Origin of the sequence: Cupriavidus numazuensis (assembly GCF_905397435.1) — a bacterium.
In the GTDB taxonomy this organism is placed as follows: domain Bacteria; phylum Pseudomonadota; class Gammaproteobacteria; order Burkholderiales; family Burkholderiaceae; genus Cupriavidus; species Cupriavidus numazuensis.
Window position 1 is genome coordinate 21,134 of sequence record NZ_CAJPVI010000016.1, and the last position, 21,799, is coordinate 42,932.

At 65.4% G+C, this 21,799-nt stretch carries 19 protein-coding genes; 16 read left to right on the forward strand and 3 right to left on the reverse strand.

The genetic code is table 11. From position 1 onward, the window contains the following. The first annotated feature begins 22 nt into the window (after nt 1–22). A complete protein-coding gene (locus KHO41_RS14325; RefSeq protein WP_211953948.1) occupies nt 23–646 on the forward strand; it encodes a methyltransferase domain-containing protein in 624 nt (207 codons plus the stop codon). A gap of 8 nt (nt 647–654) precedes the next feature. On the opposite strand, the gene KHO41_RS14330 is transcribed toward KHO41_RS14325, so the two are convergent. After that, complete coding sequence (locus KHO41_RS14330; protein WP_244873845.1) at nt 655–1,272, reverse strand: hypothetical protein; 618 nt, start codon at nt 1,270–1,272, stop codon at nt 655–657. Between the two features lie 455 nt (nt 1,273–1,727). On the opposite strand from KHO41_RS14330, the gene KHO41_RS14335 reads away from it, so the two are divergent. From KHO41_RS14335 to KHO41_RS14365, 7 genes are all read left to right on the forward strand, one after another. Beyond that, nucleotides 1,728–3,164, forward strand: a complete 1,437-nt coding sequence (locus tag KHO41_RS14335; RefSeq protein ID WP_211953949.1) for a sodium:solute symporter family protein — start codon at nt 1,728–1,730, stop codon at nt 3,162–3,164. A 195-nt stretch (nt 3,165–3,359) separates the two neighbouring features. Then, nucleotides 3,360–3,695 (forward strand): FmdB family zinc ribbon protein, encoded by a 336-nt coding sequence (locus tag KHO41_RS14340; protein ID WP_211953950.1) that lies wholly within the window; start codon nt 3,360–3,362, stop codon nt 3,693–3,695. A 13-nt stretch (nt 3,696–3,708) separates the two neighbouring features. Then, nucleotides 3,709–4,446: a DUF502 domain-containing protein gene (locus tag KHO41_RS14345; protein ID WP_211953951.1), complete on the forward strand. Its 738-nt coding sequence runs from the start codon at nt 3,709–3,711 to the stop codon at nt 4,444–4,446. Between the two features lie 46 nt (nt 4,447–4,492). Next, a complete protein-coding gene (aspS, locus tag KHO41_RS14350; RefSeq protein WP_211953952.1) occupies nt 4,493–6,301 on the forward strand; it encodes an aspartate--tRNA ligase in 1,809 nt (602 codons plus the stop codon). 205 nt (nt 6,302–6,506) lie between these two features. Further along, nucleotides 6,507–7,400, forward strand: coding sequence for a hypothetical protein (locus KHO41_RS14355; RefSeq protein WP_211953953.1), 894 nt, complete (start codon nt 6,507–6,509; stop codon nt 7,398–7,400). A gap of 71 nt (nt 7,401–7,471) precedes the next feature. Further along, the gene (gene nudB / locus KHO41_RS14360) at nt 7,472–7,942 is read left to right on the forward strand and encodes a dihydroneopterin triphosphate diphosphatase (protein WP_211953954.1); all 471 of its coding nucleotides are present in this window, start codon (nt 7,472–7,474) and stop codon (nt 7,940–7,942) included. Beyond that, nucleotides 7,939–8,727 carry an endonuclease/exonuclease/phosphatase family protein gene (locus KHO41_RS14365; RefSeq protein ID WP_211953955.1) on the forward strand — a complete coding sequence of 263 codons (789 nt, stop codon included), beginning with the start codon at nt 7,939–7,941 and terminating at the stop codon, nt 8,725–8,727. Before nudB ends, KHO41_RS14365 begins: the two co-directional genes overlap by 4 nt. Here the strand turns inward: KHO41_RS14365 and mobB are convergent. Next, the gene (gene mobB / locus KHO41_RS14370; RefSeq protein ID WP_211954057.1) at nt 8,724–9,245 is read right to left on the reverse strand and encodes a molybdopterin-guanine dinucleotide biosynthesis protein B; all 522 of its coding nucleotides are present in this window, start codon (nt 9,243–9,245) and stop codon (nt 8,724–8,726) included. The genes KHO41_RS14365 and mobB overlap by 4 nt on opposite strands. Before the next feature lie 97 nt (nt 9,246–9,342). Between mobB and clsB the strand changes: the two genes are divergently transcribed. The 7 genes from clsB (at nt 9,343) to KHO41_RS14405 (ending at nt 19,188) form a co-directional block, all read left to right on the forward strand. After that, on the forward strand, nt 9,343–10,671 hold the full coding sequence (clsB, locus tag KHO41_RS14375; protein WP_376989578.1) for a cardiolipin synthase ClsB: 1,329 nt from the start codon (nt 9,343–9,345) through the stop codon (nt 10,669–10,671). A 334-nt stretch (nt 10,672–11,005) separates the two neighbouring features. Beyond that, on the forward strand, nt 11,006–11,596 hold the full coding sequence (locus KHO41_RS14380) for a TetR/AcrR family transcriptional regulator (protein ID WP_211954059.1): 591 nt from the start codon (nt 11,006–11,008) through the stop codon (nt 11,594–11,596). A gap of 87 nt (nt 11,597–11,683) precedes the next feature. Next, nucleotides 11,684–13,471: an acyl-CoA dehydrogenase C-terminal domain-containing protein gene (locus tag KHO41_RS14385; protein WP_211953956.1), complete on the forward strand. Its 1,788-nt coding sequence runs from the start codon at nt 11,684–11,686 to the stop codon at nt 13,469–13,471. A 136-nt stretch (nt 13,472–13,607) separates the two neighbouring features. Continuing rightward, complete coding sequence (locus KHO41_RS14390) at nt 13,608–16,031, forward strand: 3-hydroxyacyl-CoA dehydrogenase/enoyl-CoA hydratase family protein (protein WP_211953957.1); 2,424 nt, start codon at nt 13,608–13,610, stop codon at nt 16,029–16,031. Nucleotides 16,032–16,048: 17 nt separating this feature from the next. Then, a complete protein-coding gene (locus KHO41_RS14395; protein ID WP_211954060.1) occupies nt 16,049–17,248 on the forward strand; it encodes an acetyl-CoA C-acyltransferase in 1,200 nt (399 codons plus the stop codon). Between the two features lie 157 nt (nt 17,249–17,405). Beyond that, nucleotides 17,406–18,362: a DegV family protein gene (locus tag KHO41_RS14400; RefSeq protein ID WP_211953958.1), complete on the forward strand. Its 957-nt coding sequence runs from the start codon at nt 17,406–17,408 to the stop codon at nt 18,360–18,362. Between the two features lie 49 nt (nt 18,363–18,411). Next, complete coding sequence (locus KHO41_RS14405) at nt 18,412–19,188, forward strand: enoyl-CoA hydratase (protein WP_211953959.1); 777 nt, start codon at nt 18,412–18,414, stop codon at nt 19,186–19,188. Between the two features lie 200 nt (nt 19,189–19,388). Here KHO41_RS14405 and KHO41_RS14410 read toward each other — a convergent pair whose 3' ends face one another. Next, nucleotides 19,389–19,790 carry an acyl-CoA thioesterase gene (locus KHO41_RS14410; protein ID WP_211953960.1) on the reverse strand — a complete coding sequence of 134 codons (402 nt, stop codon included), beginning with the start codon at nt 19,788–19,790 and terminating at the stop codon, nt 19,389–19,391. Between the two features lie 119 nt (nt 19,791–19,909). On the opposite strand from KHO41_RS14410, the gene KHO41_RS14415 reads away from it, so the two are divergent. Then, a complete protein-coding gene (locus KHO41_RS14415; protein WP_211953961.1) occupies nt 19,910–21,799 on the forward strand; it encodes an ABCB family ABC transporter ATP-binding protein/permease in 1,890 nt (629 codons plus the stop codon).

The following is a 21,799-nucleotide window of genomic DNA, read 5'->3' on the forward strand; positions in this document are numbered from 1 at the left end:
GCGTTCTCGAAGGAGGCAAGACATGTCCGCCGACAAGGCCCCGGCGCCGCCCTCATTCAACACCCGCGATGCGGCGGATCCGGCATTCTGGGACGAGCGCTTCGAGCAGAACTTCACGCCATGGGACATGCAAGGCGTGCCGGAGGAGTTCCAGCAGTTCATCTCGGGCCGGTCGCCATGCCCGACGCTGGTGCCGGGCTGCGGCAACGGATGGGAGGCGGGCTGGCTGTTCGAGCGCGGCTGGCCGGTCATTGCCATCGACTTCTCGCCGCAGGCGGTCGCATCGGCCCGGCGCGCATTGGGCCCGGCCGGCGCCATCGTGCGCGAGGCGGATTTCTTTGCCTTCACACCCGAGCCGGCCTGCGAACTGATCTACGAGCGCGCCTTCCTGTGCGCGCTGCCGCCGCCCCTGCGCGAATCCTATGCGGAGCGTGTGGCGGCGCTGCTGCCACCGGGCGGCCTGCTGGCCGGCTATTTCTTCCTGGGCGACAAACGCGGCGGGCCCCCGTTCGCCATGCCGGCGTCTGAACTGGATGCCCTGCTGGGACCCGCCTTCGAGCGGATCGAGGACCGTCCTTCCGCCGCGCCGCTGCCCGTCTTCGAGGGGCAGGAGCGCTGGCAGGTATGGCGCCGCCGGGCGGACTGAGCGGGGCTTCAGCCGCGGCGGTGACCGTTGTGCTTCTCGCGGTAGACATTCCCGCTTGCCCGGTCTTCCGCGCCCATGATGCGGCCCTGTTCGCCGGCGCCGACATGTCCGTTGCGTCCGGCCCGGGCCTCGCGGTTGTCCACGTGAGCCTGGCCACGCGCCAGGCCAGCGGCTTCGCGATTGGTCAGTGAACCGTTCTGCACGCCGTTGCGGATGCGCTCCTGCTGGTTGATATTGCGCTGGACATCGGCCTGCATGCGCTGTGAAGAAGCGCTGGCCGGGTTCCCGACCTGGCCGTTATGTGTGTCGCGGGAGATATCCTGGCTCACGCGGTTCTCGGCACGCTGGATCGACGCCTGCTCGCGCGGCGAGACGGATCCGTTCTTCATGGCATTGGATTCCATGCGATCGATCTTCGCTTCGCGTTTTTCCAGGCCCGAAGCTTCGCGGGTGGTCAGGGTGCCGGATTTCAGGCCGCTCTCGATGCGCTGCTGCTGGTTGACGTCGCGCTGGACGTCGTTGGTGACAGCCGCCGTCTGCGCCATGGCAGCAGTGGACGCGGCGGCGGCAAGGCCGGCGCCGATCAGCAGGGCGGTGCGCAGGACACGGGTGCGAGCTTGGAACATCGGTTTCTCCTCATTGGCTGGTTGTCCGGGCCAATCCTGATGTGGCAGGACTGGCCCTGCCTGCATCAATGCCCCGGCTACGTGCGGCGATGACGGGCTCTGTGTAATCCGTGTAACGGCATCTTTCGGGCCGCTAACCGGGGTCTGGCGGTTTTCGTTTGCGCCGGAACAACAGCCGCCGGCCCGGGCAGTGCCCGTCGCGCTGCACGGCCTGGTGAATTGGCACGAGTCGGGAATTTTTTTCGCCCGCCAATGTCTGCGTCGCTATAATCCGCGTTTTGATTCGGCTACGACCGCAGGCCAAGTGCGTCATCCCTCTCTGGGACCGGCGCCACAATGCCCCTCAAGCGGCCCCGACCGATGAATTGGACTCCGGGCAGGCAGGTGCCAGACATAGCGGCCAGCCCGGCATTCGGTTTTTCGCCACAAGGGCAATTTCTGCATAGGGCAGCGGCATGCTGATCTGGTTCGTCATCATCTACTGGGTAATCTCGGTCGGCATCGGCCTGTGGGCGGCGCTGCGCGTGCGCAACACCACCGATTTCGCCGTCGCCGGGCGCAGCCTGCCGTTCTACGTCGTTACGGCCACCGTCTTTGCCACCTGGTTCGGTTCCGAAACCGTGCTGGGCATTCCCGCGGTATTCCTCAAAGAAGGCCTGTCGGGGGTCGTTTCGGACCCGTTCGGCTCGTCGCTGTGCCTGATCCTGGTGGGCCTGTTCTTCGCGCGGCCGCTGTACCGGATGAACCTGCTCACCATCGGCGACTACTACCACAACCGCTACGGGCGGCTGGCCGAGGTGCTGACCACGCTGTGCATCGTGGTGTCCTACCTGGGCTGGGTGGCGGCGCAGATCAAGGCGCTCGGGCTGGTGTTCTATACGGTTTCCGACGGCGCGCTGTCGCAGGATGCCGGCATGATGATCGGTGCGGCCAGCGTGCTGGTGTATACGTTGTTCGGCGGCATGTGGTCGGTCGCGGTGACGGACTTTATCCAGATGATCATCATCGTGGTCGGTATGCTCTATATCGGCTACGAGGTCAGCGGCCAGGCCGGCGGCGTGGCGGCGGTGGTATCGCACGCGGCGGCGGCCGGCAAGTTCGAGTTCCTGCCGTCGCTGGATCTCGTACAGATCATCGGGTTTGCCGCGGCGCTGTTCACGATGATGCTCGGCTCGATCCCGCAGCAGGACGTATTCCAGCGCGTCACGTCTTCGCGTACCGAGCAGATCGCAGGGCGCGCGTCGGTGCTCGGCGGCGTGCTGTACTTCTTCTTCGCCTTCATCCCGATGTTCCTGGCCTATTCGGCAACGCTGATCGATCCGGGCATGGTGGAAAAGTACATCAACGCGGATTCCCAGCTCATCCTGCCGCAGCTGATCCTGCAACACGCACCGATGTTCGCGCAGGTGATGTTCTTCGGCGCGTTGCTGTCGGCCATCAAGAGCTGCGCGTCGGCGACGCTGCTGGCGCCGTCCGTGACCTTTGCCGAGAACATCCTGCGGCCGTATTTCCGCCATCTCGACGACAAGCAGTTCCTGCGCGTGATGCAGACGGTGGTGCTGGTCTTCACCGCCACCGTGACACTGTTCGCGCTGAACTCGCATCTTTCGATCTTCCATATGGTCGAAAATGCCTACAAGGTCACGCTGGTGTCGTCGTTCGTGCCGCTTGCCTTCGGCATGTTCTGGAAGCCGGCGACGCGGCAGGGCGGTTTGGCCGCCATCCTGCTGGGCCTGGCCTCGTGGCTGACCTGCGAGATCGCGTTTGCCGACGCCACCGTGCCGCCGCAGATGGTCGGGCTGATGTTCTCGCTCAGCGGCATGGTGGTCGGTTCGCTGCTGCCGCAGTGGATTGCGGATCACGCGCCGGTCAAGGAAGTGCATATCGCCTGACCGCCTTCCGGGCGGGACGATGCCCCGACTGCCCGATCCTGGCCCCTGGCGGCCAGGTGTGCCGCTTTGTGCCCGCATTTCCTCCCGTCAGGCATTCCCGTAAGGGTTTATAATTCAAGGCTTTGCATCGTCGTGCGCGGTCGCGCGGACGGTGCCCGCACCGTTCCGATCCAAGTTTTTCGCGAAATAAATACCATGCCGATCTATGCCTACCGTTGCGACGCCTGCGGCCACGGGCGCGATGTGCTGCAGAAGATGAGCGATGCCCCGCTCACCGATTGCCCGTCGTGCGGCACCGCCGGAACCTTCAAGAAGCAGCTCACCGCAGCTGGCTTCCAGCTCAAGGGTTCGGGCTGGTACGTGACCGATTTCCGCGGCGGCAGTGGCGGCGCCAGCGCCCCGGCAACGTCGGGCGCGGCCGCTGACACGGCAGCCGCTCCTGCGGCAGCCTCGACCGAATCGTCGGCCAGCACTACGGCTTCCGCGGCGCCCGCCGCCGGCGGCTGCGGCAGCGCCTGCGCCTGCCACTGATCGCAGGCTGGCCGTGGTCGCAAAGAAAACCTCCGCGCTGAAGACCTGGTTCCTGACCGGTCTGCTGGTGCTCGTGCCGCTGGGCATCACGCTATGGGTGCTCAGCCTGATCATCGGCACCATGGACCAGAGCCTGGCGTTGCTGCCCGAGGCCTGGCGTCCGGACCAGCTGCTGTTCGGCAAGCGCGTGACGGGCCTCGGCGCGATCCTGACGCTGCTGTGCATCCTGCTGGTCGGGCTGCTCGCGCACAACTTCATCGGCCAGCGCCTGGTGCGCTGGTGGGAAGCGCTGCTGGGCCACATCCCGGTCGTGGGCCCGATCTACACGAGCGTCAAGCAAGTCTCCGACACGCTGCTGTCGTCGTCGGGCAATGCGTTCCGCAAGGCGCTGCTGGTGCAGTACCCGCGTGAGGGCTCGTGGACCATCGCGTTCCTGACCGGCCGCCCGGGCGGCGACGTGCAGAACCACCTGCAGGGCGAATACGTCAGCGTGTACGTGCCGACCACGCCCAATCCGACCTCGGGCTTCTTCCTGATGATGCCCAAGGCCGACACCATCGAACTCGACATGACCGTCGATGCCGCGCTCAAGTACATCGTTTCGATGGGCGTCGTGGCACCGGCGGACCTGCCCCGCAAAAACGGCGGCCCGAGCCGCCCGGCGGATCCCGTCAACCCTGCCAGGACAACCGGCGCCAGCGCCGGCCGCGAGGCAGAGGTCGAGACGGCCGATCCTTCGCATACCAATTGATCACGGGCCGCCCGGCGGGCGGTCACGTATTACCGGGAAATATCCTATGTCCTCCATGCGTACTCACTACTGCGGTCTGGTGACCGAACAACTCTCGGGCCAGGAAGTGGCCCTGACCGGCTGGGTCCAGCGCCGCCGCGACCATGGCGGCGTGATCTTCATCGACCTGCGCGACCGTGAAGGCCTCGTGCAGGTGGTGTGCGATCCGGACCGCCCGGAGATGTTCAAGGCTGCCGAAGAGATCCGCAACGAGTACTGCATCCGCATTACCGGCAAGGTGCGTCCGCGCCCGGCCGGCACGGAGAACGCAGGCCTGACCTCGGGCAAGATCGAAGTGCTGTGCCATGAACTGACGGTGCTGAACCCGTCGGTCACGCCTCCGTTCCAGCTCGACGATGACAACCTGTCGGAAACCACGCGCCTCACGCACCGCGTGCTGGATCTGCGCCGCCCGCAGATGCAGTACAACCTGCGCCTGCGCTACAAGGTCGCGATGGAAGTGCGCAAGTTCCTGGATGCTCAGGGCTTCATCGACATCGAAACCCCGATGCTCGGCAAGAGCACGCCGGAAGGTGCCCGCGACTACCTGGTGCCGTCGCGCGTGAACCCGGGCCACTTCTTCGCGCTGCCGCAATCGCCGCAGATCTTCAAGCAGATGCTGATGGTGTCGGGCTTCGACCGCTACTACCAGATCACCAAGTGCTTCCGCGACGAAGACCTGCGCGCTGACCGCCAGCCCGAATTCACGCAGATCGACTGCGAAACCTCGTTCCTGACCGAGCAGGAAATCCGTGACCTGTTCGAAGACATGATGCGCACGGTGTTCAAGAACGCCATCGATGTCGACCTGGACGCCAAGTTCCCGGTGATGGAGTTCCGCGAAGCCATGGCCCGCTTTGGCTCGGACAAGCCGGACCTGCGCGTGAAGCTGGAATTCACCGAACTGACCGACGTGATGAAGGACGTCGACTTCAAGGTGTTCTCGGGTCCTGCCAACAGCGACAACGGTCGCGTGGTCGGCCTGCGCGTGCCGGGCGGCGGCGCGATCTCGCGCGGCGAGATCGATGCCTACACCCAGTTCGTCGGCATCTACGGCGCCAAGGGCCTGGCCTGGGTCAAGGTCAACGAAGTGGCCAAGGGTCGTGACGGCCTGCAGTCGCCGATCGTCAAGAACCTGCACGACGCCGCGATTACCGAGATCCTGAAGCGCACCGGCGCCCAGGACGGCGACATCATCTTCTTCGGCGCCGACAAGGCCAAGGTGGTCAACGACGCTATCGGCGCGCTGCGCCTGAAGATCGGCCACTCGGAATTCGGCAAGGCCAGCGGCCTGTTCGAAGACGTGTGGAAGCCGCTGTGGGTGGTCGACTTCCCGATGTTCGAATACGACGAGGAAGACGCCCGCTGGGTGGCCATGCACCACCCGTTCACGAGTCCGAAGGACGAGCACATGCAGTACCTGGAAACCGATCCGGGCAAGTGCATCGCCAAGGCCTACGACATGGTGCTGAACGGCTGGGAAATGGGCGGTGGTTCGGTCCGTATCTACCGCTCGGATATCCAGAGCAAGGTGTTCCGCGCGCTGAAGATCAACGACGAAGAAGCGCGTGCCAAGTTCGGTTACCTGCTCGACGCGCTGCAATACGGCGCGCCGCCGCACGGTGGCCTGGCCTTCGGCCTGGACCGCATCGTCACCATGATGGCCGGTGCCGATTCGATCCGCGACGTGATCGCTTTCCCGAAGACCCAGCGTGCCCAGGATCTGCTGACGCAGGCGCCCAGCGCGGTCGACGAGAAGCAACTGCGCGAGCTGCATATCCGCCTGCGCGCTGCCGAGCCGAAGACCACGGTCTGAGCCTGACGGCCCTGGCCGAGGAAAAAACCGCGCCGCGTGCGCGGTTTTTTCGTTTACGGACGCAAGTGATCCGGGGTTGGCCTGCGCGCCGACGTTTCCATTTGTTACTGGCCGGAACATGGCCGTGGCTGGCAATGTCTCTTTCTAATTGAGCGTTGTCCGAGCCCCCGCGATGAAGGTGGCCGGCGCGCGGGAGGAAAACGCCGTGAACCTGGACACCGACCTGATCCGCCAGTTTTTGCTGGTCCATGCCGAAACGATCCTGACCTGGCTGGTAGCCGGGCTGGTGATGATGCTGCTGGCGCGCTTCGAACTGCGCCGTGCGGTGCGCAAGTCCGCGCAGGCCATGTCGGAGTCGGTGGCTACGACGGTAGCGGCCTGTGTGCCAGACGTGGCCCACGCTGCCGCGCAGGCGACCAGTGGTGTGCCGCCAGCTGAGCCTGTCGCCTCGCAGCGCGCCGAAGCCTTGCGGCGCGTGGCGTTGGACACCGTAGCGGCGGTGATGGCGCGTGGGCGCTGGCTCGATGAACTCGGTAACCTGCGGCTGCCCGACGATGCCCTGCTGACCGGCCAGCGCGCCGCCGGCGCCGATCCGCTGCTGGTGGTGGCGCCGCAGCCTGTGGTGCAGGCCTACCTGTTCGCACAGCGTACCTTCGAAGACGAGGCCGCGCGCGTCCAGGACAGCCGGCGCGACGCCCAGCGCCGGCAGGACGCCCTCCAGGCACTGGAAGCCGAAGCCGCCCACGTCGAGCAGGAAACGGCCAGCATCGTGCTGCGCTTCGAACAGGCGAACGCCCCGTCGGCGCAGCGTGTCGAGGCAGGCGACTACCAGCGTTTCCTGATCCAGAAGTACAACGCGCTGGGCCAGCGCGAGAAGGAAATCGCCCAGCAGCGTGGCCTGCTGCGCGAGCAGGCACAGGCCAGCGCCGAAGACCTGGCCTTCCAGGCGCGCGAAGCCGCGCAGCGCTACCGGGAATCGCTGGCGCCGCTGATGCAGCAGCTGCGCGAGGCCTGGGGACACGGCGACGCTCCGGATGTCTTCGACACGTGGCTGCGCGTCGACCCGATGGACACCGAGGCACATCGAAACGCCGCCTGAAGCGGCGGCTATTCGCGTGGCAAGCGGGCGCGGCTGCGCTATCCTTGGGGATGTCCATCGGACTCCGTTCCATGCCTTACAAAATTCCTGAATCCGTGCTGGTCGTGATCTACACGCCAGATCTCCAAGTGCTGTTGCTGGAACGCGCCGACCGGCCGGGCTTCTGGCAATCCGTGACCGGCAGCCTCGATACCGTCGACGAACCCATCGCGCTCACCGCTGCGCGCGAGGTGTTCGAGGAAACCGGCATCATCGCCGGCGAGCACCAGCTTGCCGACTGGCAGCACACCATCGAGTACGAAATCTATCCGCAGTGGCGCCACCGCTATGAGGCTGGCGTCACGCGCAATACCGAACACTGGTTCGGGCTGTGCGTATCGGGACCGCTGCCTGTGACGCTGGCACCGCGCGAGCATCTGCAGTCGAAATGGCTGCCATGGGAAGCCGCGGCGCAGCAGTGCTTCTCGAGCAGCAACGCCGAGGCGGTGCGCCAGCTCGCGTGGCGCGTCGCGGGCCGGCCGGCCGTTTGCGGAGCCGAATGATGAAGCTGCGCGTGGTCACCTACAACATCCATAAAGGCGTGACCGGCATCGCGCGCCGCCCGCGCATCCAGAACGTGCGCGCGGGGCTGCACGCCATGGATGCGGATATCGTGTTCCTGCAGGAAGTGCAGGACCGCAACGACCGCCTGGTCGCCGCGGCGCTGTTCGACCCGGACCACACGCAGCTGAACTACCTGGCCACGGACTCCTATCCGCATTCGGTGTATGGACGCAATGCCGTCTACGAGCACGGCCATCACGGCAATGCGATCCTGTCGCGCCATCCGATCCTGATGTCGGAGAACCTCGATATCTCCGACCATCGCTTCGAGCAGCGCGGGCTGCTGCATGCGGTGGCCGACGTGAACGGCGTGGAAGCGCATTTGATCTGCGTGCACTTCGGCCTGTTCGCGCGCAGCCGCGCCAGGCAGGCGGAAGCGCTGGTCGAGCGCGTGCGCAACGTGGTGCCGTCTTCCGCACCGCTGGTGATTGCCGGCGATTTCAACGACTGGAACCACCGGCTCGACTCGCAGATCTGCAACACGCTCGGCGCGGTGGAGGCCTCGCACGCACGCGGCGCGCGGCTGCATACGTTCCCGAGCCATATGCCGTGGTGGCAGCTGGACCGCATCTATGTGCGAGGCTTCGAGATCCAACGCGCGCACGCACTGACCGGGCGTGACTGGGCGCAACGCTCGGACCATGTGCCGCTGGTGGCGGAACTGGCGCGGGCGGCGGCTCATCATGACGATGGCGACAGCCCCGCGCCCGGCAAGGCTGCCTAGGCCGTCTCTGAAGCTTCCAGGTGGGCCTGGATGAAGGCGAAGATGGCGTCCGGATCGGCGAGATCCAGCACGGGCAGCGAGGTGAGCTGCGCGACGGCCTCCGGCGCATCGGTGGCGACGGCGACTACGCCGGGCACCTCGTCCCACAGCGGTGCGCGGCCCAACGACGGGCGGAACACTTCCAGCTTGGGGAAATCGCTGCGCTTGTAGCCCTCGACGAGCACGAGGTCGGTATCCGCAGGCAGCACGGCCAGCGCTTCGTCCAACTCGGGCGAGGGCACATCCTCGGGGTAGTGGCGCATCAGCGTCATATGGCGCGCGCCGACCAGCACCACGTTGCGGCAGCCGCCCTCGCGCATGCGCCAGGAGTCCTTGCCCGGCGTATCGGGATCGAAGCCGTGGTGCGTATGCTTGATGCCATTGACGCGCATGCCGGTGGCGACAAAACGCGGGATCAGCGCGTCCAGGAGCGTGGTCTTGCCGCTGCCGGACGAGCCGGTGATGCCGAATACCTTCACAGTGCTATCCCTCAGTCCTTGGTGCATGAGTGCATCGACGATAGCAGAGATGCACCGCACCATGTGCAGATGGCGCCGTGTGTCCCATAATCGCGTCATGTCACGGATATCCGACACCGACAAATCGAATGCTGCGCGGGCTAGTGGCGTAGCGCATGTTGCGGCGCGGGATGACAGCGGCGGCACCGGCACGCGCGGGGGGCGGCGACGCCTGCTGCGCTGGACCGGACGGCATGGCAAGCCGGTGGGCGGCAATCAGGTGCGCCTGCTGTGCGGAGGGCGCGATTTTTTTCCGGCGCTGATCGAGGCGATCGACGCGGCGGTCCTCCAGATCATCATCGAAACCTACATCTACGCCGACGACGACGTCGGGCGGGCGGTGAGCGATGCGCTGATCCGTGCGGCGGCGCGCGGCGTATCCGTGCGGCTGACCGTGGACGGTTTCGGTGCTGGCGACATGTCCGCCGAACTCATGCAGCGCCTGCGCGACGGGGGCGTGCAGCTGCGCATTTACCGCGTGCTGCGCGGTTTCCGGCTGGCGCGCCGGCACCTGCGCCGCCTGCACCGCAAGCTTGCCGTGATCGATCGGCGTGTCGCGTTCGTGGGCGGCATCAACATCATCGACGACTACAATCACGGGCCGTTCGAGCAGGAGGGGCTCGGGGCACGCTATGACTTCGCCGTGGAAGTGCGCGGTCCGCTGGTCGACCGCATCGCGCTGACGGCGGAGCGCCTCTGGTGGCGGCTGTCGCTGCGCGCCGAACTGCATGATGTCGGCCTGGCGGGCGCGGCAGCGGGATACCCGCTCGTGACCGACCTGCCGCCGCGGCGCGATATGGAAGGCGGTATGCGCGCGGCGCTTCTGCTGCGCGACAACTTGCGCAACCGCCGCACCATCGAGCGCGAATACCTGCGCGCGCTGGGCGCGGCGCGCGACGATGTCATCCTCGCCAACGCTTATTTCCTGCCGGGCCACAAGATGCGGCGCGCGTTGCTCGCCTGCCGCAAGCGCGGCGTGCGGGTGCGATTGCTGCTGCAGGGGCGCGTCGAATACCGGCTGCAGCATTTCGCCACGCACGCGCTTTATGCGAGCCTGCTCGATGCCGGTATCGAGATTTACGAGTACGCACAAAGCTTCCTGCACGCCAAGGTCGGTGTGGTGGACGAGGCGTGGGCCACGGTCGGGTCAAGCAATATGGACCCATTCAGCCTGCTGCTCGCACGCGAGGCCAACGTCTGCGTCTATGATGCAGCCTTCGCCGCCGTGCTGCGCACGCAGCTCGAGCGCGCCATTGCCGAGCGCAGTGTGCGCGTCATGCCGGAGGCGCATGCCCGGCGCTCGGCGCTGCACCGTGTGGCGAACTGGGCCGCGTACATGGTGTTGCGTCTTGGCGTCGTAATTGCGGGCGTGACGGGACGCTACTGAAACGGCACGCCGATATTGCCCCGCAGCATGACAGGGGCTGTGTGGCTGATGGCAGCAGGCTGCATGTGGATGTTGCAACGCAGCCGGTTTAGAAACGTGGGTCTAATTAAAAGCTTGATGGCAACGGGTCGCGCCAGAATAATCTGAACGACCGTTCTTTTTTGGCTTAGACTGCGTGCATACGCGGCGATTTCCGGCATTTTGCTGCCGCCGCGGGCAATTAAGCAACGTCAGGGTCATATGTGGCGCCCAGTGAAGGCGTCACAAGAACGGAGAATTAAATATGCGACACCAGTCAGCCCGTCTCGAATCCGCCACCGCTTCCCCCGCGCCGATGCGCAAGGGGGAAATGACGCGCGTGGCGATTCTGGATGCCGCACTGGAGCTGTCGTCCCGCGACGGGCTCGAGGGTTTGACCATCGGCCTGTTGGCGGAGCGCATGCAGATGAGCAAGAGCGGTGTCTTCGCGCATTTCGGTTCGCGCGAAGACCTGCAGGTGGAAGTTGTGCGGGAGTATCACCGGCGGTTCGAGCAGGAGGTGTTCTACCCCTCGCTGCACGAGCCGCGCGGGCTGCCCCGGCTGTGGTCGATGGTGCGCCGGTGGATGGAGAAACGCATCCAGGAAGTGACGACGGGATGCATCTACATCAGCGGTGCGGTCGAGTACGACGACCGTGCGGAAAGCCTGGTGCGTGACGAGCTGGTCAAGAGCGTCACCATCTGGCGTACCGCGCTGACGCGTGCCATCAGCCAGGCCAAGGAAGAGGGGCACCTGCGTGCGGATTGCGATCCGCGCCTGATGCTGTTCGAGATGTACAGCCTTGAACTAGGCTTGCATCATGACGCCCGTTTCCTGCGCCTGCCGGACAGCGCCGAACTTGCCATGGTCGCGCTCAACAAACTGATTCAGTCTTACCGTACCTGAAGCTGCTGCGTACGGACCGTGGCACCCGCTCTCTGCGGGCATTGCGCGGGCGGCGTGGCGGCATCGTGAAACTCCAAGGAGCTTTTGATGGGCCAGTACACCGCACCGTTGCGCGACATGCAGTTCGTCCTTCACGAACTGCTCGGCGCTGAAGCCGAACTCAAGGCGATGCCGCCGCACGCGGACATCGACGCGGACACCATCAACCAGGTCATCGAAGAAGCGGGCAAGTTCTGCGCGGACGTGGTGTTCCCGCTCAACCAGGTGGGCGACCGCGAGGGCTGCACCTACGTCGGCGACGGCGTGGTGAAGGCGCCGACGGGCTTCAAGGAGGCCTACCAGCAGTATGTGGAAGCAGGCTGGCCCGCACTGGCCTGCGACCCGGCCTTCGGCGGCCAGGGCCTGCCGATCGTGATCAACAACGTCGTGTACGAGATGCTGAACTCGGCCAGCCAGGCGTGGACCATGTACCCGGGCCTGTCGCACGGCGCCTACGAGGCTCTGCACGCGCACGGCACGCCGGAACTGCAGCAGGCTTACCTGCCCAAGCTGGTGTCGGGCGTGTGGACCGGCACCATGTGCCTGACTGAGCCGCACTGCGGCACCGACCTCGGCATCCTGCGCACCAAGGCCGAACCGCAGGCCGATGGCTCGTACCTGCTGACCGGTACCAAGATATTCATCTCGGCCGGCGAGCACGACATGGCCGAGAACATCATCCACTTGGTGCTGGCGCGCCTGCCGGATGCGCCGCAGGGCACCAAGGGCATCTCGCTGTTCGTCGTGCCGAAGTTCATCCCGGACGCCAGCGGCAACCCGGGCGAGCGCAACGGCATCCAGTGCGGCTCGATCGAGCACAAGATGGGCATCCACGGCAACGCCACCTGCGTGATGAACCTGGACGGCGCGCGCGGCTGGCTCGTGGGCGAGGCCAACAAGGGCCTGAACGCGATGTTCGTGATGATGAACGCCGCGCGCCTTGGCGTCGGTGCGCAAGGCCTGGGCCTGACCGAGATCGCGTACCAGAACTCCGTGGCCTACGCCAAGGACCGCCTGCAGATGCGCGCGCTGACCGGCCCGAAGGCGCCGGACAAGCCGGCCGACCCGATCATCGTGCATCCGGACGTGCGCCGCATGCTGCTGACGCAGAAGGCCTACGCCGAAGGCGGCCGCGCGTTCAGCTACTGGACCGCGCTGCAGATCGACCGCGAGCTGTCGCATCCGGACGAAGCCGTGCGCAAGCAGGCGGGCGACCTGGTCGCGCTGCTGACACCGGTCATCAAGGCGTTCCTGACCGACAACGCTTTCACCAGCACCAACGAAGGCATGCAGGTGTTCGGCGGCCACGGCTACATCTCCGAATGGGGCATGGAGCAATACGTGCGCGACGCCCGCATCAACATGATCTACGAAGGCACCAACACGATCCAGGCGCTGGACCTGCTGGGCCGCAAGATCCTTGGCGACATGGGCGCCAAGATGAAGGCCTTCGGCAAGATCGTGCAGGCATTCGTCGAGGAAGAGGGCACCAACGAAGCGATGCAGGAGTTCGTCAACCCGCTGGCGGACCTTGGCGACAAGGTGCAGAAGCTGACCATGGAAATCGGCATGAAGGCCATGGGCAATGCCGACGAAGTCGGCGCCGCCGCCGTGCCGTACCTGCGCGTGGTGGGCCACCTGGTGTTCTCGTACTTCTGGGCCCGCATGGCCAAGATCGCGCTGGAGAAGGAAGCCAGCGGCGACAAGTTCTACACGACCAAGCTGGCGACGGCACGCTTCTACTTTGCCAAGCTGCTGCCGGAAACCGCCGCCGAGATCCGCAAGGCGCGCGCCGGTTCGGCCACGCTGATGGCGCTGGACGCAGACCTGTTCTGATTTGCCGGGAGCGTTTCCGCTCCCGCTGGTTTGCTCCCCTCTCCCATAAATGGGAGAGGGGAGCAGGCCGCCGGCAAAGGAAGCGTTCCCACGCACACATACCTTCACTTCAACGCTCACTGACCTAGGAGCGCTCATGTCCAATTTCATCGTCAAGAAAGTCGCCGTGCTCGGCGCCGGCGTCATGGGGGCGCAGATCGCCGCCCATCTCGTCAATGCGCGCGTGCCCGTGGTGCTGTTCGACCTGCCGGCCAAGGAAGGCCCCAAGAGCGGCATTGCGCTGCGTGCGATCGAAAACCTCAAGAAGCTGTCGCCCGCGCCGCTGGGCATCAAGGACGAGGCCGGCCTGATCCAGGCCGCCAACTACGAAGACGATATCGCGCTGCTCAAGGAATGCGACGTGGTGATCGAAGCGATCGCCGAGCGTATGGACTGGAAGCACGACCTGTACAAGAAGGTCGCGCCGCACCTGGGCGCGAACACCATCTTCGCGACCAATACGTCGGGTTTGTCGATCACCGAGTTGTCGGATGGCTTCGACGCCGAACTGAAGTCGCGCTTCTGTGGCGTGCATTTCTTCAATCCGCCGCGGTACATGCACCTGGTCGAATTGATCCCGACCGCGACCACGCAGCCGGAAATCCTCGACAAGCTCGAAGCGTTCCTGACCACCACGCTCGGCAAGGGCGTCGTGCGCGCGAAGGACACGCCGAACTTTATCGCCAACCGTGTCGGCATCTTCTCGATCCTGGCCGTGTTCGCCGAGGCCGAGAAGTTTGGCATCCCGTTCGATGTAGTCGACGACCTGACTGGTTCGAAGCTCGGCCGCGCGAAGTCGGCCACGTTCCGCACGGCCGACGTCGTGGGCCTGGACACCATGGCACACGTGATCAAGACCATGCAGGACAACCTGCATGAAGACCCGTTCGCGCCGGTGTACAAGACCCCGGCCGTGTTGAAGGGCCTTGTCGATGCAGGCGCGCTGGGCCAGAAGACCGGCGCGGGCTTCTACAAGAAGGAAGGCAAGGCCATCAAGGTGCTCGACGCCAAGACCGGCCAGTATGTCGAGTCGGGCAAGAAGGCCGACGAGATCGTCGCGCGCATGCTCAAGAAGGCGCCGGCGGAACGCATCAAGCTGCTGCGCGAATCGACCAATCCGCAGGCGCAGTTCCTGTGGGCGATCTTCCGCGACGTGTTCCACTACATCGCCGTGTACCTCGAGCAGATCGCCGGTTCGGCGGCCGATGTCGACCTGGCGATCCGCTGGGGCTTCGGCTGGAACTCGGGTCCGTTCGAAGACTGGCAGGCTGCCGGCTGGAAGCAGGTCGCCGAGTGGGTGAAGGAAGATATCGACGCCGGCAAGGCACTGTCCAAGGCGGCGCTGCCCGCGTGGGTGTTCGAAGGCCCGGTGGCCGAGAACCAGGGCGTGCATGCCGCGCAGGGTTCGTGGTCGCCCGCGACGCAGCAGTTCGTCGCGCGCAGCACGCTGCCGGTGTACCAGCGCCAGGTTTTCCGCGCCGCGCTGCAGGGCACGGCCGAGGTCGATCCGCGCAAGGCCGGCCGCACCGTCGAAGAGAACGAGGCCGTGCGCATCTGGGTGGCAGAGGGCCAGGACGATGTGCTGGTGGTCTCGTTCAAGAGCAAGATGAACACCATCGGGCCGGACGTGATCGACGGCCTGACGCGTGCGATCGACCTTGCCGAAGCCGAATACAAGGGCCTGGTCGTGTGGCAGCCGACGTCGCTGCAACTCGGCGCGCCGGGCGGTCCGTTCTCGGCGGGTGCCAACCTGGAAGCCGCAATGCCGGCGTTCATGATGGGCGGCGCCAAGGGCATCGAACCGTTCGTCAAGAAGTTCCAGGACGGCATGATGCGCGTGAAGTATTCCGCGGTGCCCGTGGTGTCGGCTGCATCCGGCATCGCGCTGGGCGGCGGCTGTGAACTGATGCTGCACTCGGCGGCACGCGTGGCGGCACTGGAAACTTACGTCGGCCTCGTTGAAGTCGGCGTGGGTTTGGTGCCGGCCGGCGGTGGCCTGAAGGAAGCCGCGCTGGCGGCAGCGCGCGCGGCGCAGGCAGCAGGCAGCACCAACTACCTGCAGTTCCTGACCAACCGCTTCCAAAGCGCTGCCATGGCAAAGGTGTCGGCTTCCGCGCTGGAAGCGCGCCAGATGGGCTACCTGCAAGCGTCCGATCGGATCGTCTTCAACGTGCACGAACTGCTCCACGTGGCGCAGAACGAAGTGCGCGCGCTGGCCGATGCCGGTTATCGCGCGCCGCTGCCGGCACTGGTGCCGGTGGCCGGCCGCTCGGGCATCGCGACCATCAAGGCATCGCTGGTCAATATGCGCGACGGCGGCTTTATCTCCGCGCATGACTTCCTGATCGCTGCGCGCATTGCCGAAGTGGTGTGCGGCGGCGACGTCGAGGCCGGTTCGCTGGTGAGCGAGGAATGGCTGCTCGCGCTCGAGCGCAAGGCCTTCGTCGACCTGCTCGGCACCAGCAAGACGCAGGAACGCATCATGGGCATGCTGCAGACCGGCAAGCCCGTCCGCAACTAAGGCAGCGAGGAACCGACATCATGAAACAACTGCAAGACGCCTATATCGTTGCCGCGACCCGCACGCCGATCGGCAAGGCGCCGAAGGGCGCGTTCAAGAACACGCGTCCCGACGACCTGCTCGCGACAATCCTGAAGGCCGCCGTGGCGCAGGTGCCGAACCTCGATCCGAAGCTGATCGAAGACGCCATCGTCGGCTGCGCGATTCCTGAAGCGCAGCAGGGCCTGAATGTGGCCCGCATCGGCGCGCTGCTGTCGGGTCTGCCGAACACGGTCGGGGGCATCACCGTCAACCGTTTCTGCGCCTCCGGCTTGAGCGCCGTGGCCATGGCCGCCGACCGCATCCGCGTGGGCGAGTCCGACGTGATGATCGCCGCCGGCGTGGAATCGATGAGCATGGTGCCGATGATGGGCAACTCGCCGTCGATGTCGCCTGACATCTTCACGCGCGATGAGAACGTCGGCATTGCCTACGGCATGGGCCTGACCGCCGAGAAAGTCGCGCAGCACTGGAAGGTCAGCCGCGAAGACCAGGATGCGTTCTCGCTGGCCTCGCACCAGAAGGCCATCGCTGCCCAGCAGGCCGGCGAGTTCAAGGACGAGATCACGCCGATCGAGATCGTCGAGAAGTTCCCGAACCTGGCCAGCGGCGAGGTGAGCGTCAAGACGCGCACGATCTCGCTGGACGAAGGTCCGCGCCCGGAGACCTCGCTCGAAGGCCTTGGCAAGCTGCGCCCGGTGTTCGCGAACAAGGGCAGCGTGACCGCCGGCAACAGTTCGCAGACGTCCGACGGCGCCGGCGCGCTGATCCTGGTGTCCGAGAAGATCCTGAAGCAGTTCAACCTCGTGCCGCTCGCGCGCTTCGTGTCGTTTGCGGTGCGCGGTGTGCCGCCGGAGATCATGGGTATCGGCCCGAAGGAAGCGATTCCTGCGGCGCTGAAGGCAGCAGGGCTGACACAGGACCAGATCGACTGGATCGAACTGAACGAAGCGTTTGCCGCGCAATCGCTGGCCGTGATGCGTGACCTCGAACTCGACCCGTCCAAGGTCAACCGCATGGGCGGCGCCATTGCGCTCGGCCACCCGCTCGGCGCGACGGGCGCGATCCGTTCGGCCACCGTGGTGCATGCGCTGCGTCGCCACAACCTGAAGTACGGCATGGTGACCATGTGCGTCGGTACGGGCATGGGCGCAGCCGGCATCTTCGAGCGCGTCTGAAGAAACGCGCCAGCGGAGCGGCGCCATGATGCGCCGCTCCGATCCTTCTGTCAGGTGAAGAAAAGCAGTGCCAACGTTGGCGCGCAACGGGGCCAACCCGAGGCGCACCCCGAGAATGCTGCCGCGCAACGATGCGGCTCACCAGCAGGGAGGCACCATGCAGGAGACAACCATCCTGGCCGACGCGGCATGCGATATGCCGCGCGCGGTCATGACGGAACTTGGCGTACGCACGATTCCATTCCGCGTCCGCGCGGGGGACCAGTTCATCGCCGACACGCGCGATGAGGCATCGCTGCCGTTGCTGTACGAGCAGTACCTTGTCGGCAAGCAGGACCACTATGCGGAATCGATCCCGCTGGTCGAGCGGGAGCTGGAAGACCACTTGCTGCGGCACGTGGTAGCCACGTGCGACCGCGCCATGCTGTTCACCATCGCAAGCACGCGCAGCAAGCTCTATTCCCATGCAACGGGTGCCGTGATCGGCACCGCCGCACGCAGCGTCCGCCTGCGCAAGGAAGCGGGGCGCACCGGCCTGTTCGATCTCGTCGTCGTCGACACCGGTGCTATCGGCCCCGGCCAGGCGCTGATCGTGCGCGAGGCCGCGCGTATGGCAGCGGCGGGCGCCAGTGCGCGCGATGTGGTCGAAGCCGTCGAAACACGCCTGCGCGATGCCGCACACATGTACCTCGTTCCCGACGAACTGCTCTACATGTACACGCGCGCCAAGCTCAAGGGCGAGGACAGCATCACGTGGAGCCGCTACATGATGGGCAGCGCGTTCAATATCCGGCCGATTATCCACATGCATCGCGGCCGCACCGAGGCTGTGGCCAAGGTCCGTGGTTCGGACGAAGGGCGCCGCCGCGTACTGGCGCATGCCGAGCAATGCGTGCGCAACGGCAGCATGCTGACGCCCGCGATCTCGGTGTGCTTCGCCGGTCCGCTCGACGCGGTGCGCGCCATGCCGGCCTTCCAGTCGCTCGAGCGGACTGCGCGCGCATGTGGCGTCGAGCTGATGCTGGCGCCGATGAGCCTGACCGTCGCGCTCAACGTTGGCGCCCGCGCGTTCGGCCTGAGCTATCTTTCCGAGGAACCGCTGCCGCTCGCCTAGCGACGGCAACGCAGTCTTTGCAGCAACGCATCATCACGAGAGGCATTCCATGAGCATCAGCACCAGTATTGAGCAGGGCATCCTGACGATCGAATTCGATCGTGCCGAGAAGAAGAACGCCATTACAGCGGCGATGTACCAGACCATGGCAGACGCGCTGCGCGCGGCCGAATCGGACAGCGCGGTCCGCGTGATCCTTCTCCGCGGCAAGGACGAGATATTCACCGCGGGCAACGACCTCGAAGACTTCATGCAGCGTCCGCCGACCAGCGGTGAAGGCAAGGAACAGCCGCCGGTGTTCCAGTTCCTGTACCAGATCAGCCATGCGAGCAAGCCGATCGTCGCGGCGGTCAGCGGCGCGGCCGTGGGCGTGGGCACCACGATGCTGCTGCACTGCGATTTCGTCTATGCCTCGGAAACGGCGAAGCTGTCGCTGCCGTTCACGCAGCTCGGCCTGTGCCCGGAGGCTGCATCGAGCCTGCTGCTGCCGCGCCTGGTCGGCTACCAGCGTGCTGCTGAAAAACTGATGCTTGGCGAGCCCTTCGGCGCGAAGGAAGCATACGAAATCGGTCTCGTCACGCGCGTGCTGCCGGTGGCGGAGCTGCATACGTTTGCGCTGCAGCAAGCGCGCAAGCTGGCCGCGCTGCCGGCCTCGTCGCTGCGCGAAACCAAGCGGCTGATGAAGGGCAATGACGCGGAAGCCGTGGAGAAGAAGATGGCCGAGGAGGGCGCGGTGTTCCGACGCATGCTGGTCGCGCCGGAAGCGAAGGAAGCGTTTTCGGCGTTCTTCGAGAAGCGGAAGCCGGATTTTACGAAGTTCGCGTAAGCGGCTGGAGCTATCTTCATTACCGCTTGTCTGCTCCCCTCTCCCGCTTGCGGGAGAGGGGTTGGGGGAGAGGGCGGGCGCATGGCAAGCACCATAGCGCTTCACTGCGTTGAAGCTCCTGCCCTCTCCCCCGCCCCTCTCCCATAAATGGGAGAGGGGAGACCACAACCCTCGGTAAGTTGCCCCTGCCGATCTTCACATCAAGCCGGCAACACCCTCGGCTGCCGGCTCTCATCCGTCGCCACATACGTCAGCGTGGCTTCCGTCACCTTGACGATTTCGTTGGCGTGCCGCATGCGCTGCGCATAGACCTCGACCGACACCGTAATCGAGGTGCGGCCGGTCTTTTCGATGTCGGCATAGAAGCTCACCAGATCGCCGACGAACACCGGGTTCTTGAACAGGAAGGAATTGACCGCCACGGTGGCCACGCGGCCCTGGGCGCGTTCCACCGCGGGAATCGATCCGGCGATATCCACCTGCGACATGATCCAGCCGCCGAACACATCGCCATGCACGTTGGCATCGGCGGGCATCGGGACGACACGCAGCGCAGGGCTCTTGCCAGCGGGCAGGGCGGGGACGGTATGGGGCGAATTCATTGCGGGAAACCGGAAAGGAAAGGGAGGAGGGCAGCGTTGCCCGGCGGCCGAGGCCGGGAGGCTTCCTGCCGGACGGCGCGATCTCTGCGACAATCGGCCATTGGCTTGAATTCTATCGTATGCGCCGCTATTCCACGACCGCGGAACCGCCCCCCGCAAAGCCCGCCACCCTGTTCCCCGGCCAACGCGCGCCGCGCAGTGACTGGCAGACCGTCCGCAACCTGCTGCCCTATGTCTGGCACTACAAGTGGCGCGTAATGCTTGCGCTGGCCTGCCTGGTGTCGGCCAAGGTCGCCAACCTCGGCGTGCCGGTGCTGATGAAGCGGCTGATCGACAGCATGAACATTACCGCCGGCGACCCGCGCGCGCTGCTGGTGGTGCCCGTGGGGCTGATCGTCGCCTATGGCGTGTTGCGGCTGTCGGCGACGCTGTTCACCGAGTTGCGGGAAATCCTCTTTTCCAAGGTCACGCAGAGCGCGGTGCGGGAGATCGCGCTGCAGGTGTTCCGGCATCTGCATGCGTTGTCGCTGCGCTTTCACCTGGACCGGCAGACCGGCGGCATGAGCCGCGACATCGAGCGCGGCACGCGCGGCATCCAGTCGCTGATTTCGTATTCGCTGTACAGCATCCTGCCGACGCTCGTGGAAATGGCACTAGTGCTCGGCTTCTTCATGCTGCACTACGACATCTGGTTTGCGGCCATCACCGGTTGCGCACTGGTGGGCTATATCGTGTTCACCATCGTCGTGACCGAATGGCGTACGCATTTCCGCCGCCGCATGAACGAACTCGATTCGCGCGCCAACCAGAAGGCCATCGATTCGCTGCTCAACTTCGAGACGGTCAAGTACTTCGGCAACGAGGAATACGAGGCGCGGCGCTATGACGAGAACCTGCTGAAGTACCGCTCCGCGGCGATCCGCTCGCAGAATTCGTTGTCCTTCCTCAACTTCGGGCAGCAGACCATCATCGCGGTCGGGCTGATCCTGATCCTGTGGCGCGCTACCGTGGGCGTGGTCGCGGGCAAGCTGACGCTGGGCGACCTGGTGCTGGTCAACACGCTGATGATCCAGCTCTATATCCCGCTGAACTTCCTTGGCGTGATCTACCGCGAGATCAAGCAGGCGACCACCGACATGGACCGCATGTTCGTGCTGCTCGGCACGCACCAGGAAGTCGCCGATAATGCCGGCGCGCAGCCGCTGGCAGTGCAGGGCGCGCAAGTGCGCTTCCGCCATGTGCGCTTCGGTTACGAGTCGAACCGTGTGATCCTCGACGATGTCGATTTCACCATTGCGGCGGGCACGACCACGGCCGTGGTCGGCCACAGCGGCTCGGGCAAGTCGACGCTCGCTCGACTGCTGTTCCGCTTCTACGACGTCAGCGACGGCGCCATCCAGATCGACGGGCAGGACATCCGCAGCATCACGCAGGAGAGCCTGCGCCGATCCATAGGCATCGTGCCGCAGGACACGGTGCTGTTCAACGACAGCATCTTCTACAACATCGCGTATGGCCGGCCCGATGCGACGCACGATGAAGTCATCGCGGCGGCGCGCGCGGCGCAGATCGATAGCTTTATCAGCGAGTTGCCGCAAGGCTATGACACGCCCGTGGGCGAGCGGGGCCTCAAGCTTTCGGGCGGCGAGAAGCAGCGCGTGGCGATTGCGCGAACGCTGCTGAAGAATCCGCCGATCCTGGTGTTCGACGAAGCAACCTCCGCGCTCGACTCAAGAACCGAGCAGGCGATCCAGGCCGAGTTGATGCGGCTCGCGCAGAACCGCACCACGCTGCTGATTGCGCACCGGCTGTCCACCGTGGTCCATGCCGACCAGATCCTGGTGATGGACCGCGGGAGCATCGTGGAACGCGGCACCCACGCCGAGCTGATGCGCGCGGGCGGGCGCTATGCGGAAATGTGGGAAATCCAGGCGCGCAGCGCGGCGCAACGCGGGACGGTGGCGGACGAGCTGGCCATCGACGTCGGCGACGCGACGCAGGACGCCTGA